At 74.9% G+C, this 13,026-nt stretch carries 10 protein-coding genes and 1 pseudogene; 6 read left to right on the forward strand and 5 right to left on the reverse strand.

Going from position 1 to position 13,026, the window contains the following annotated elements; all coding sequences use genetic code 11:
• Positions 1 to 182 precede the first annotated feature (182 nt).
• From OG455_RS34010 to OG455_RS34035, 6 genes and pseudogenes are all read left to right on the forward strand, one after another.
• Positions 183 to 449, forward strand: coding sequence for a phosphopantetheine-binding protein (locus tag OG455_RS34010; protein ID WP_266300136.1), 267 nt, complete (start codon positions 183 to 185; stop codon positions 447 to 449).
• Entirely contained in the window at positions 442 to 2,085 is a 1,644-nt protein-coding gene (locus OG455_RS34015; protein ID WP_266300137.1) for an acyl-CoA ligase (AMP-forming), exosortase A system-associated, read from the forward strand. The genes OG455_RS34010 and OG455_RS34015 overlap by 8 nt, the downstream gene beginning before the upstream one ends.
• A gap of 160 nt (positions 2,086 to 2,245) precedes the next feature.
• A complete protein-coding gene (locus OG455_RS34020) occupies positions 2,246 to 3,079 on the forward strand; it encodes an ABC transporter ATP-binding protein (RefSeq protein ID WP_266300138.1) in 834 nt (277 codons plus the stop codon).
• Positions 3,069 to 3,839: an ABC transporter permease gene (locus tag OG455_RS34025; RefSeq protein ID WP_266300139.1), complete on the forward strand. Its 771-nt coding sequence runs from the start codon at positions 3,069 to 3,071 to the stop codon at positions 3,837 to 3,839. Before OG455_RS34020 ends, OG455_RS34025 begins: the two co-directional genes overlap by 11 nt.
• Before the next feature lie 187 nt (positions 3,840 to 4,026).
• Positions 4,027 to 7,701, forward strand: coding sequence for an SDR family NAD(P)-dependent oxidoreductase (locus OG455_RS34030; RefSeq protein ID WP_266300140.1), 3,675 nt, complete (start codon positions 4,027 to 4,029; stop codon positions 7,699 to 7,701).
• A gap of 108 nt (positions 7,702 to 7,809) precedes the next feature.
• Positions 7,810 to 8,593, forward strand: a pseudogene (locus OG455_RS34035) (SDR family oxidoreductase).
• A gap of 150 nt (positions 8,594 to 8,743) precedes the next feature.
• Here OG455_RS34035 and OG455_RS34040 read toward each other — a convergent pair.
• The 5 genes from OG455_RS34040 to OG455_RS34060 are packed head-to-tail and all read right to left on the reverse strand — an operon-like array spanning position 8,744 to position 13,011.
• Positions 8,744 to 9,562: a thioesterase II family protein gene (locus OG455_RS34040; RefSeq protein WP_266300141.1), complete on the reverse strand. Its 819-nt coding sequence runs from the start codon at positions 9,560 to 9,562 to the stop codon at positions 8,744 to 8,746.
• Positions 9,559 to 10,704 (reverse strand): HAD family hydrolase, encoded by a 1,146-nt coding sequence (locus OG455_RS34045; RefSeq protein WP_266300142.1) that lies wholly within the window; start codon positions 10,702 to 10,704, stop codon positions 9,559 to 9,561. Before OG455_RS34045 ends, OG455_RS34040 begins: the two co-directional genes overlap by 4 nt.
• A gap of 11 nt (positions 10,705 to 10,715) precedes the next feature.
• Complete coding sequence (locus tag OG455_RS34050; RefSeq protein WP_266300143.1) at positions 10,716 to 11,876, reverse strand: acyl-CoA dehydrogenase family protein; 1,161 nt, start codon at positions 11,874 to 11,876, stop codon at positions 10,716 to 10,718.
• Between the two features lie 9 nt (positions 11,877 to 11,885).
• Positions 11,886 to 12,140 (reverse strand): acyl carrier protein, encoded by a 255-nt coding sequence (locus tag OG455_RS34055; protein ID WP_266300144.1) that lies wholly within the window; start codon positions 12,138 to 12,140, stop codon positions 11,886 to 11,888.
• A gap of 25 nt (positions 12,141 to 12,165) precedes the next feature.
• Positions 12,166 to 13,011, reverse strand: a complete 846-nt coding sequence (locus OG455_RS34060; RefSeq protein WP_266300145.1) for a 3-hydroxyacyl-CoA dehydrogenase family protein — start codon at positions 13,009 to 13,011, stop codon at positions 12,166 to 12,168.
• Between the last annotated feature and the right edge of the window lie 15 nt (positions 13,012 to 13,026).

Genomic DNA, 13,026 nt, shown 5'->3' on the forward strand with positions numbered 1-13,026 from the left:
CCGCTATCACGCCGCTATCACGCGGACCTCGAACGACCCTCGAACGGGCCTCGGGCGCGAGTGCGCGCGATAGCGGTTCGAGGGCGGGCCGAGCGCGCGGCGTGATGGACTCCGTGCGGTGCGGACCGGAACTCCGGTCCGCACACGGTGCGGTGACGAAGCCTCAGCCTACGGAGACCACCATGACGACGGACCTACCGGCCGCCTTCCGCAAGACCCTGCTGGCCCACCTCCCGTACGCGGAGGACGACGGGTTCGCCGCCACGGACGACCTCGCCGCGCTCGGCCTCAACTCGATGGGCGTGGTGCAGTTGCTGACCGACCTGGAGGAGCGGTTCGGTCTCGAACTGCCCGACGAGCTGATCACCGAGGAGACCTTCGAGACGGTCGGCTCGCTCTGGGCGGCGGTCGGTGGGCTCGTCGCCGCCGAGCGGTTCGCCGATGCGTGAGGCGCTCGGCCCCCGGCCCGTGCCGCCGGTCCGGCTGGACCAGCTGCTCGGTCGCGGCGCCCCCGACCGGCCGGCGGTGACCTTCAGGTCCGAGACGCTGAGCTACGCGGAGCTGTCCGACCGGGTGGCCCGGGTCGCCGCCGGGCTGCACGCGCTGGGCGTGCGGCGCGGTGACCGGGTGGTCGTCCACGCGGAGAAGCGGATCGAGACGGTGGTCGCCCTGCTGGCGATCGCCGCGGCCGGCGCGGTGCTGGTCCCGGTGAACCCGCTGTTCCGGACCCTCCAACTCGCCCATGTCGTCCAGGACTGCGCGCCGCGGGTGGTGATCACCACGACCGAGCGGTGGGAGGCCGTGCGCCAGGCGCTGGCCCCGGACAGCTCGGTCGAGCACGCCGTGCTCATCGGCGCCACCGCGCCGGGAGCGCGAGCGCGGGACGGCAGGCGGGACGGCGGGCGGGTGGTGCCGCGGACCTGGGCCGAGCTGGTGGCGGCCGAGCCGCTCCCGGTCCCGGACGGCTCGGCGGTCATCGACCAGGACGTCGCGGCCATCATGTACACCTCCGGCAGCACCGGCGGCCCCAAGGGCGTGGTGCTCTCGCACCGCAACCTGCTGGCCGGCGCCGCGAGCGTGGCCGGCTACCTCGGCCACGGACCGGACGACGTGGTGCTGGCCGTACTGCCGCTCAGCTTCGACGCCGGGTTCAGCCAGCTCACCACCGCGCTGATCGCCGGCGCCCATGTGGTGCTGGCCAACTACCTGCTGGCCAAGGAGATCGTCCGGCTCTGCGCCCGGCACCGGGTCACCGCCCTCACCTGCGTGCCCCCGCTGTGGCTGCAACTCGCGGCGCAGGACTGGCCCGAGGAGGCCACCGCGCACCTGCGCTACTTCGCCAACACCGGTGGCCGGATGCCGCGGGCCACCCTGGCCAGGCTCCGGCAGCTCTTCCCGAAGGCCGAGCCGTACCTGATGTACGGGCTCACCGAGGCGTTCCGCTCCAGCTACCTCGACCCCGCCGAGGCCGACCGCCGACCGGACTCGATCGGCAAGGCCGTCCCGAACGCCGAGCTCCTGGTGGTCCGCCCGGACGGCACGCCCTGCGGCCCGGGGGAGCACGGCGAACTGGTGCACCGGGGCGCCCTGGTGGCGCTCGGCTACTGGCGCGACCCCGAGCGCACCGCGGAGCGCTTCCGCCCGGTGCCCGGGGCGAGCGGTGCGACGCCGCCCGAGCCGGCGGTCTGGTCCGGCGACACGGTCTACCGCGACCAGGACGGCTTCCTCTACTTCGTCGGCCGCCACGACGACATGATCAAGACCTCCGGGTACCGGGTCAGCCCGACCGAGATCGAGGAAGCGGCCTACGCCACCGGCCTGGTGGGGGAGGCGGTGGCGGTGGGCGTCACGGACGAGGTGCTGGGGCAGCGGGTCGAACTCGTCGTGACGCTGCTCGCCCCCGACCCGTCCACGGTCCCGCTCGCCCGGGCACTGGCCGAGCAGCTGCCCGCCTACATGCTGCCCGCGCGCGTCGAGGTGCTGGCGCGCCTGCCCCGGTCGGTGAACGGCAAGTTCGACCGGGTCGAGCTGCGCCGGGCCCTGGAGCGGCGCGGCGGCCAGGAGCACGGCAGCCTGCCGGACTGACCGACCCGCGCTCACGGCCCGCCCGCCGCCGGGTAGCGAAGGGCGGCCGTTCGTGCCGCCGCCGGGCGGTGTCCCCCGCCGGGGCACCGTGCCAGGGTGGCCGAGGGCCCCGCGGGGCCCCGGGCGGCCGCCCCGATCCCGGCCCGACCAAGGAGTGACCTTGCTGCAAGCGATCGACCTCACCAAGCGGTACGACGACGTCCAGGCGCTGGCCGGGTTCAGCCTCGAAGCCGCCGCCGGGGAGATCGTCGGCCTGGTCGGCCACAACGGCGCCGGCAAGACGACCTTCGTCGAGATGGTCTCCGGGCTGCTCCAGCCGGACAGCGGGGTCATCCTCATCGACGGCCGCACGCCGGTGCGGGCCCGCGACCGGATCGGCATCTCGCCCCAGCACATCGCCCTCTACCGCTCCGTCACCGTCCGCGAGCACCTGCGCCTCTACGGCAGACTCGCCGGACTGCGCGGCGCCGCGCTGCGCGGCGAGATCGAGGACCTCGCCGTCGCCCTGCGGATGACCGAGTTCCTGGACCGGCCGGCCGGCCTGCTCTCCGGCGGCCAGCAGCGGCGGGCCCAGGCGGCGACCGCCCTGATCCACCGGCCGGCGCTGCTGCTGCTCGACGAGCCGACCGCGGGCGCCGACCCGCAGACCCGGCAGGCGCTGCTCGACGTGGTGAAGCAGCGGGCGGGCGAGGGCGCCGCGGTGGTCTACACGACCCACTACCTCAACGAACTGACCGAGCTGCGGGCCACCATCGCGGTCGCCGCCGCCGGCCGGATCATCGCGCGGGGCAGCAGCGCCGAGCTGCTCGAACGGCTCCCCGGTGAGGTGCGGGTGAGCTCGGCGGACGGCGACCTAAAGGTCTCCACCACCGACGTCACCTCGACGCTGCTGGAGCTGCTCGGCACCGTGCGGCGACCGGTCGAGTCGGTCGAGCTGCACCCCCCGACCCTTGACGACCTCTATCGCTCCCTGGCGGCCGCCGATGTCCAGTGACTCCCTCTACCGCACCGGCGCGCTGATCAAGTACAACGTGATCCTGCGGCTGCGCGATCCGGCCCAGCTGATCAGTTACCTGGTGACGCCGATGATCTTCATGGTGCTCTTCAAGCCGCTGTACACCAAGGCGCTCTACACCGACACGGTGGGCGGCGGCGTGGTCCAGACGGTCACCGGGCAGCTGGTGATGTTCTCGGTCTTCGCCATGGCCATCGTCGGCAACGCGATCTTCGTGGAGCGCGAGTGGCGCACCTGGGACCGGTTGCGCGCGAGCCGGGCGACCAGGGCCGAGCTGCTGGTCGGCAAGGCGCTGCCGGTGTTCGCGGTGCTGATGTTCCAGCAGGCCGTGCTGGTGGGCTACGGCTGCCTGGTGGTCGGCATGCCCTCGCCCAGGTCGATCGGGCTGCTGGGGCTGGCCATGGCGGTCTGGGGCTTCACCCTGATGACGATGGGCTCGGCCCTGGCGACGCTGGTGCGCAGCCGGGGCGACCTGATGATGGCCTCCGACGTCGGCTCCATCACCATCAGCGCGCTCGGCGGCGCCCTGCTGCCGGTGAGCCTGATGCCCGGCTGGGCGAAGGACGCCGCGCCGTTCTCGCCCGGCTACTGGGGCCTGACGATGATCCGCGCGGCGGTCGAGGGCCGCACGGCGGACACCCTGCGCCCCGCGCTGGTCTGCCTCGGGATCGCCCTGGCCGCCGGTGCGCTGGCCAGCTACCGCCTCGCCCGGGGCTGGGGCCGCAGCCGGCTGGTCTGAGCCGGGCCCGCGGACCTGAGCCGGCCCGCGAGCCTGGACCGGCAGGACCGGCAGGACCGGCAGGACCGGCAGGACCGGCAGGGCAGGCAGGACCGGCAGGGCAGGCCGGGACAGGGCAGGCCGGGACAGGGCAGGCCGGGACAGGGCAGGCCGGACAGGACAGGACAGACAGGACCGAGGAGCAACCGTGACGGAACCAGCTGACGACTCGTCCGTGGCCATCATCGGCATGTCGGGCCGCTTCCCGGGCGCCGCCGACGTCGACGAGCTGTGGCGCAACCTGCGCGAGGGCACCGGCGGCCTGCGGGAGATCACCGGCGCCGAGTTGCTCGCCGCCGGGATCGACCCGGCGTCGGCGGCCGAGCCCGGATACGTCCGGGTCGGTGGGCCGGTGGCCGGCCTCGACCTCTTCGACGCGGCCGTCTTCGGCTTCGGCGCGCGCGAGGCCGAAACGCTGGAGCCGCACCACCGGCTGCTGCTGGAGTGCTCCTGGGAGGCCCTGGAGCGGGCCGGCTACTGCCCGACCGACCCCGGCGCCCCGGTCGGGCTGTTCGCCGGGTCCGGCTTCCCCGACTACCTGATCGACCACGTCCCGGGGCTGGGCGCCGAGCCGGGCGGGAAGGCGCTGCTGGCCGCCGGCATCGAACGGGACTCGCTGACCTCGCTGGTCTCCTACAAGCTCGGCCTGCGGGGCCCCAGCCTGACCGTCCAGACCTTCTGCTCGACCTCCCTGGTCGCCGTGCACCTGGCCTGCCAGAGCCTGCTGACCTACGAGTGCGACCTGGCCCTGGCCGGCGGTGCCTCGCTGCCCCTGCCGCAGCCCGCCGGCTACCGCTACGAGGAGGGCGGCATCCTCTCGCCCGACGGACGGGTGCGCAGCCTGGACGCCGCCGCCAACGGCACCGTCATGGGATCGGGCGTCGCCCTGGTGGCGCTCAAGCGGCTCTCCGAGGCGCTGGCCGACGGCGATACCGTCCACGCGGTGATCCTCGGCTCCGCCGTGAACAACGACGGCCGCGAGCGCGCCGGTTACGGGGCGCCGGGCGTCACGGGGCAGTCCGAGGTGATCGGCACGGCGCTGGCCGTCGCCGGCGTCGAGCCGGAGTCCGTCGGCTACGTCGAGTGCCACGCCGTCGGCACCCCGCTCGGCGACTCGATCGAACTGGCCGCGCTGGCAAGGGCGTTCGGCGGTGCGCGGGAGACCCCCTGCGTGCTGGGCTCGGTCAAGCCCAGCATCGGCCACCTGGACCGGGCCGCCGGTGTCACCGGACTGCTGCGCGCCGCGCTGAACCTGCGCCACCGCACGCTGCCGGGCCTGCCCGGCTTCCGGACGCCCAACCCGGCGCTGGCCGCCGCCGGCGGCACCTTCACCGTGCTCACCGAGGACCGCCCCTGGCCGGCCGGCCCCGAACCGCGGCGGGCCGGCGTCAGCTCCTTCGGCGTGGGCGGCACCAACGCGCACGTCGTGCTCCAGGAGGCGCCCCCGCGCCCGGCCGGCCCGGCCCGGCCGGGGCCGCACCTGCTGGCCTTCTCCGCGGGCGACGCGACCGCGCTGGCGGCGCTGGCCCGGCGGCTGCGCGAACACCTCGCGCGGCACCCGGACGAGGACCTGGCCGACGTCGCCCACACCCTCCAGGTCTCCCGCGGGCGGTTCGCGCTGCGCCGCGCGGTGGTCTGCCGCGACCACGCCGACGCCCTCGCGGCGCTGGCGGACCCGCGGCGGTGGATCGAGGGCGAGACCCGGCGGCGCGATCCGCTGGTCCGGCTGGTCGCGGACGAGGCGGCGCCGGAGCACTGGTGGGCCGAACTGCACCGGGCGGTCGCGCGGTTGCTCGCCCCGGCAGCCCCAGCACCCCCGGCAGCCCCGCTCGCCCCGGGGGAGGAGCCGGCGAGCGGCCCCCGGAGTGAGCAGGGCGACCGGGCCGGCGCGCTCGCGGCGCTGGCGGCCGGCCTGGCCCGGATCGGGGTGCGACCGGCCGAGCCCGGGGCGACGGGTGCGGTGGAGGTGGTCGTCACCCCGGACGGTGCGTCGTCGTCGGCGGCCGACTGGCTGCTGGCCACGATCGCCCGCCTGTGGCAGGCCGGGGCCGTGATCGACTGGCCCGCGCTGCACCGGGGCCGCGGCCGCCGGGTCGAGCTGCCCGGCTACCCGTTCCAGCGGCGCCGGTACTGGATCGACGCGGTGGCGCCCGCAGCGGGCGCGCCGCCCGTCGAGCGGACCGTGCTGCCCCGCTGGCGCCGCCGGGTGCTGCCCCTGCCAGGCCTCGACGAGCGGCTGCGGCCGGCCGGACCGTGGCTGGTCCTCGCCGCCGACGAGCGCGCCGAGGCCCTGGCCGAGCGGCTCACCCACGCCGGGGCGGAGGTCGCCGTGGTGCGCCCGGGGCCGCGCTTCGCGATCGACGAGCTCGGCGACTTCGCCGTCCGCCCGGCCGCGCCCGACGACCTGGCCGAACTGCTGCGCTCACTGATCACCGTGCCGCGCACCGTCGTGCACGGCTTCAGCCTGGCCGCCCCCGCCGACACCGGCGGCGTGCGGGACCTCGGGCGGCGCTCGGCGGCGGCGCTGGCCCGGGCGCTGGCCGAGGCGGTCGAGGCGGCCGAACTCCCGCCCGTCGAACTGGTGCTGCTCACCGCCGGGGCGGTCGGTGTGCTGGGCCCGGACCTCACGCACCCCGAGCACGCGGCGCTCGGGGCCCTGGCCCCGTCCCTCGCCCTCGACCCCCGGCACCGGGACTGCCGGCACCTCGACCTCGACGCCGGCACGGGCATCGGCGCCGGCGCCGGCCTGGACGCTGACCTCGACGCCGACCTCGACGCGACCCTCGACCAGGTGCTGGCCGGCGCGGTGGCCCCGCACGAGGGTCCGCTCGCGGTGCGCGGTGCCGGCGCGTGGCTGCGCGGCCACGAGCCGCACCCGCTACCCGCCCCCGACCCGGCGGCGCCCGCCCTGCCGGCCGACGGCACCGTGCTGGTCACCGACGGGCTCGACGGCGAGGGACTGCTGATCGCCCGTCACCTGGCGGGCGCCTACGGTTGCAACCTCGTGCTCACCGCGCGCGCGGACCGGCGCGCCGACCCCGAGGCGGTCCGCGAGCTGGAGCGGTGCGGCGCCACCGTCCTCGTGCTGAGCGCCGCTCCCGACGACGAGGCCCGGCTGCGCGCGGTGGTCGCCGCGGCGATTGACGCCTTCGGCTCGCTCGACGTCGTGGTGCACACCGCGGACGTGCGCACGACCGCCGACGACGCCCCCGCCGACGACGCCCCCGCCGTGCGCGCCTTCCACGCGCTGCACCGCGCGCTCGGCGCCCACGCCCCCCGGCGGCTCGCGCTCTGCCCGCCCGAGGAGCCGGCCGCCGCCGCGCTGGCGGCGTACGCCGCGGTGACCCGGCGCTGGACCACCGTCGACCGGACCCACGCCGGCACCCTCGCCCCGGCGGAGCTGGGTGAGCTGGTCGACGGGCTCCTCGCCGCCGGCCCGCTCGGCCACCTGCTCGTCGCCACCGGCCCGTTCGACGCGCGGCCGGCGCCCGAGGCGGCGCCCGCGGCCGCCACGGACCGGGCCGCCGGCGGTGCGGCGGCCCGCCGCCCCCGTCCCGCGCTGGCCACGCCCTACGTCGAGCCGGCCGCGGGCGTGCAGCGCGCGGTCGCCGACGCGCTGGCCGCCGGCCTCGCCCTGGACGCCCTCGGCGCGGACGACAACTTCTTCGACCTGGGCGGCCGTTCGGCGACCGCCGTGCAACTCGCGGCCCGCCTCGCGGCCACCTTCGGCGTCGTCCTGCCGGTCACCGCGCTGGTGGAGCACCCGACCGTCCGCCTGCTCAGCTCCCGGATCGCCGAACTGACCGGTCCCGAAGGCGCGTAGGCGTTCGAGCCGAGCCGACACCGCCCGCAACGGCGGTCTTGCGGAGGCCGGTTACGCTGAACCGTGCCCGGATCCGACCGGGGCACCAGGGCGAGGGGAGAGTCGATCGTGGGGGAACTGGACGGCAGGACGGCGCTGGTGACGGGCGCCTCGCGCGGGATCGGGCGCGCGGTCGCGGTGCGGCTCGCCGCCGAGGGGGCGCTGGTCGCGGTCCACCACGGCGGCAACGAGGCGGCCGCCGCGCAGACCGTGGCGCGGATCGCCGAGGCGGGCGGGCGGCCGGGCGTTCGCGGTGGCGGCCCGGTTCGGCGAGAGCGGCGCGGTGGACCGGTTGTTCGCGGGGCTGACCGCCGGGCTGGCGGAGCACGGTGCGGACGGTCTGGACATCCTGGTCAACAACGCCGGTATCCACTCGGTCAGTTCGATCGGGGAGCTCACCGAGGAGGAGTTCGAGCGGCTGCTGGCGGTCAACCTCAGCACGCCGCTCTTCGTGGTCCAGCGGGCGCTGCCGCTGCTGCGGGACGGCGGGCGGATCGTCAACATGGGCTCGGCGGCCACCCGGATCGCCGCCCCCGTCCAGATCGGCTACACCGCCACCAAGGCGGCGCTGGCGGCCCTGGGCCCCTCGCTCGCCCATGAGTTGGGCCGGCGCGGGATCACCGTGAACACGGTCGAGCCCGGTGTGGTGCGCACCGACATGGTGGCCGGCTTCACCACGGTCCCCGAGGCGGTGGCCGGGATCGAGTCGATGACCGCGCTCGGACGGCTCGGCGAGCCTGAGGACATCGCGGACGTGGTGGGCTTCCTGGCGGGTCCGCAGGGGCGCTGGGTGACCGGCCAGACCATCGACGTCTCCGGCGGTACCTACCTCGGACCGGCCGCGGCGCAGTGATCCCGGTAACGGCTCCCACCCCGGCCGGGTGGGAGCCGTTACCGCTGCCTGCCGCTACCGCTGCCGCTACCGCTGCCGCTACCGCTGCCGCTACCGCTGCCGCTACCGCTGCCGCTACCGCTGCCGCTACCGCTGCCGCTACCGCTGCCGCTACCGCTGCCGCTGCCGCTGGGGTCCCGGGTGCGGGTCCCGCGCCCCGGCCAGCGCCCGGCCGATGTGGCCCAGGGTCGCGTCCAGCTGTTCGAGCGCGGCGAAGTGACCGCCGTGCAGGACGTGGGCCTGGAAGCGCCGCACGGTCTGCTCGCGCCAGGCGGCGATCGACGCCACGCCGGCCCGCGGGTCGGTGCGGCCGGCGATCGTGGTGATGGGCACCTCCAGCGGCGGCCGCGGCTCGTAGCGGTAGGCGCACTTGACCGCCAGGTCGGCCCGGATCGCCGGGAGGATCATGCGCAGCACCATCGGGTTGGACAGGAACTGCTCCGGAGTGCCGCCCAGCAGGCGCAGCAGCGCCACGATCTGATTGTCCGTCATATCGATCTCGGGGTCGGTGGTGGTGAACGGGTCGCCGGGCTCGTCCGGCCACTGGGGCGCGGAGCAGCCGGAGACCAGGAACCGCACCGGCGGCGGGCCGCCGAGCCGGCGGATCTCGTGGATCAGCTCGAAGCCGACCAGCGCGCCCAGGCTGTGCCCGTACACCGCGTACGGGGCGTCGCGCGCGTCGCCGAGCACCACCTCGGCCAACTCGGCGACCAGCGGGCCCATCCGGACGTGCGGGGTCTCGCGCGCCCGGCTCTCGCGGCCGGGCGGCTGGAGCGGGCGGACCGACACGCCGTCCAGCCGGCCGAGCCAGGGGCGGAACGCCGAGGCCGCACCGCCGGCGTGCGGCAGGCAGTAGAGCCGCACCCCGCCCGCCGGGTCGGTGAACGGCAGCCACGGGCCGGTCCGGGTGCGCTCGATCGCGGCGGTCACGGCTCGATCTCCAACCGCACGTAGCCCGGCGGCGGTTGGACGGCATCCAGGTCGGCGGCGAGCACCACGTGCGCGCCGTCCCGCGACACCTCGCGGAAGCCGCTGAACGCGTAGGTGATCTGCATCATCCGGTTGCGGCCGGTCTCGACCAGGTCGGCGCGCAGGCCGGCCCCCGCGCCGCGGGCGAGCCCCATGATGTGGCCGAGCAGTACCGAGCCGACCCCGCGCGACATCACCCGGCAGGACATCAGCATCATGTTCAGCCGCCAGTGGGGCCCGGACGTCTCCAGCAGGGCCAGGCCGATCTTGCCGTAGGAGCCGAAGCGGTCGGTCAGCGAGGCCACCAGCAGCAGGTGGTCCGGCGATTCGCGCAGCGCGTCCAACTCGTCGTAGGAGTAGGTGCGGCCGGTGGAGTTGAGCTGGTTGGTGCGGACCGTCAGCTCCTCGGCCCGCTGCAGGTCCTCGCGCCGGGCGGGCGCGATGGTGAAGGTCATGTCCAGGCTCGCGAGGAACTCCTCGCTGGTGCCGGTGAAGCCGGCCTCCAGGTCCTCCCGCTCCAGCTGGCTGCGGTACATGCCGCGCCGTCGCGCCGACTCGTCGGTGACGAAGCGCGGTCGGAACCGCGGCCCGGCCAGCACCTCGTCGAGGTCCGCCGCGTCCACCCGGGTCACCTGGGGCAGCGCGAAGGCGACCTCGGCCAGCTCGAAGGCCTGGTCGTCGACGAAGGCGAAGGCGTCCAGGCCCAGGTTGAGCCGGGTCGCGATCCGCTGGATCGAGGCGGACTTGGGGTTCCAGGAGATCTGCGGGCAGAGGAACAGCTCCGCCAGCCCGAGCGAGCGCAACTCGGCCATCGCCGCCGCGTGGTCGTTCTTGCTGGCGATGGAGTTCAGCATGCCCATCGCGTCCAGCCGGCGCAGGTGCGCCACCACGGAGGGCCGCGGCACCACCTCGGCGTCCTCCAGCAGCACGCCGTCCCACAGGGTGTTGTCCAGGTCCCACACCACGCACTTGATGCTGCCCTGTCCGGGCTCCTCGGGGGCGGCCGCCTGCTCGCCGCCCGCCTGCTCGCCGGTCGCGGTCACGCCGGTCGAGGTCATGCCGGTCGAGGTCATGCCGGTCGACGTCACGCTGCTCGCGGTCACGCTGCTCACGATCACGGTGCCCACTTCCGGTATGCCTCGGCGGCGATGGTGGTCCGCTGGACCTCGTTGCTGCCCTCGATGATTTCCATGACCTTCGCGTCCCGGTAGTAGCGCGCCACCGGGTAGTCGGGACTGCACCCGTTGGCGCCGTGGATCTGCACGGCCTCGGCCGCGTGCCGGGCCGCCGCGGTGGAGGCGAAGTACTTCGCCACCCAGGTCGACATGATGGTGGCCGAGTCCCCGGCGTCCTTGAGCCGGCCGGCCTCCGCGACCAGCAGCCGCGCCGCCCGCAGGTCGGTGACCATCTCGGAGAGCTTGGCCTGGATCAGCGGCAGCTCCCGCAGCGGCGAGCCGCCGACCCGGCGCCGCGCGGTGTACCCGGCGCTCGCCTCCAGGCAGGCCAGCAGGATGCCGACCGACCCGGCCGCCACGCTGTAGCGGCCGATGTCCAGCGTGCCGGTGAGCACCATGCCGGCCGCGAAGCCGGACGGGCCGAGCAGCGCGTCCGGACCCAGCGGCACGTCGGAGAAGGTCACTTCGGCCAGCATCGAGGCCCGGGTGCCCAGCATGTCGTCGATCGGGCGCACGCCCACGCCCGGGGTGTCGCGGGGCACCAGCAGGGCCACGGTGCTCGCCGGGCCCTTGGCGAAGACCAGGAACAGATCGGCCCGCTGCCCGCCGGTGATCCATTTCTTGGTGCCGTTGAGCACCCAGCCGCCGCCGCGCGGCACGGCCTCGGTGCTGATCGCGGCGGTGTCGCTGCCGGCCTGCGGCTCGGAGAGGCAGAACGCGCCGAGCACCCGGCCGGCGGCGAGGTCCGGCGCCCAGCGCTCCAACTGCGCTGTGCTGCCCCAGCGTTGCAGCGCCCAGCAGAGCATCCCGTGCACGGTGAGCAGGCTGCGCACCGAGGAGCAGCCGCGGCCCACCTCCTCGTGGAGCTCGCCGAAGGTCACCATGTCGGTGCCGGAGCCGCCGAGCCCGGGCGGCAGGAACGGCGCCCACAGGCCGGCCTCGCCGATCCGGGTGAGCAACTCCTCCGGGATCGCGCCGGCGCGGTCGTGGGCATCGGCGTCCGGGGCGACGTGCTCGTCCACGAAGGCCCGCACCGAGGCGCGGTCCGGCGCCCGCCGCGGTGCGCGGGCGGCCGGCGGCCTGGTCAACTGGTCCGTCATGGCCGCCCCTCAGGCCGCCGCGCCGGTGGAGCGCAGCCGCTCCACCAGCTCGGTCATCGACTTGGCGGTGCGGAAGTTGTCGATCTGTAGCTCGGCGTTGGGAATGGTGACGGCGAACTCCTTCTCGACGAACATCACCAACTCCATCGCGAAGAGCGAGTTGATGTAGCCGAGCGAGAAGATGTCCTCGGCCTCGGTGATGTCCGCCTGCGGGAACCGGTTGGTGATGAAGTCGAGGATCCGGTCGCTGATCGTCTCCGACATGGTGTTCTCCTCAGCCCTGGTGGGTTCAGCCCTGGTAGGTGTAGAAGCCGCGGCCGGTCTTGCGGCCGTGCAGTCCGGCGTCGGTCATCTGCTTGAGCAGCGGGCACGGCCGGTACTTGCTGTCGGCGTAGTGCTCGTGGAGCACCTCGACGCTGTAGAGGATCGTGTCGACGCCGATGAGGTCGGCGGTCTCCAGCGGCCCCATCGGGTGGCCGAAGCAGCCGCGGAAGACCTCGTCGACCGACTCGGCGGTCGCGACCCCCTCGTGGACCAGGTAGGCCGCCTCGTTGACCGTCAGCATCAGCACCCGGTTGGAGATGAAGCCGGAGGCGTCCTTGACGTCCACCGCCCGCTTGCCCATGCTCTCCAGCAGCTCCCGGGTGCGCCGCACGGTCTGCGGCGAGGTGTGGTAGCCGGGGATCAGCTCCACCACCGGCTTGGCGGGCACCGGGTTCATGAAGTGCACGCCGACCACGCGCTCCGGGTGGCGCCCGATCGAGCCGATCCTGGTGATCGGGATCGCGGAGGTGTTCGCGATCAGGACGGTGTCGGGCGGGCACACCTCGTCCAGCTCGGTGTGCACCGCCTTCTTGACCTCCCAGTTCTCCGTGACGTTCTCGATCACGATCTCCGCCTTGGCCAGGGCAGCGGTGCCCACGGCCGTGCCGATCCGCGCCAGCACGGTGTCCGCGTCCAGCGCGGGGCCGCCCATCATGCGGCTCATCCGGCAGTTCCGGGTGATCGCGGCCCGCGCACCGCTCAGGATCTCCTCGTTCCGGTCGACGAGGATGACCTCGTGCCCGACCTGGGCGAGGTTCTGGGCGACTCCGACGCCCATCACCCCCGCACCCACCACGCCGATCAGGGCCATGACTTCTCCGTTCCG

This window comes from Kitasatospora sp. NBC_01287, from assembly GCF_026340565.1.
Lineage (GTDB): Bacteria > Actinomycetota > Actinomycetes > Streptomycetales > Streptomycetaceae > Kitasatospora.

What these genes read in the sequence shown, in the direction of transcription:
- OG455_RS34060 (WP_266300145.1), bottom strand. Translation starts at nt 13,011, where the DNA reads ATGGCCCTGATCGGCGTGGTGGGTGCGGGGGTGATGGGCGTCGGAGTC.
- OG455_RS34010 (WP_266300136.1), top strand. Translation starts at nt 183, where the DNA reads ATGACGACGGACCTACCGGCCGCCTTCCGCAAGACCCTGCTGGCCCAC.
- OG455_RS34055 (WP_266300144.1), bottom strand. Translation starts at nt 12,140, where the DNA reads ATGTCGGAGACGATCAGCGACCGGATCCTCGACTTCATCACCAACCGG.
- OG455_RS34050 (WP_266300143.1), bottom strand. Translation starts at nt 11,876, where the DNA reads ATGACGGACCAGTTGACCAGGCCGCCGGCCGCCCGCGCACCGCGGCGG.
- OG455_RS34025 (WP_266300139.1), top strand. Translation starts at nt 3,069, where the DNA reads ATGTCCAGTGACTCCCTCTACCGCACCGGCGCGCTGATCAAGTACAAC.
- OG455_RS34015 (WP_266300137.1), top strand. Translation starts at nt 442, where the DNA reads ATGCGTGAGGCGCTCGGCCCCCGGCCCGTGCCGCCGGTCCGGCTGGAC.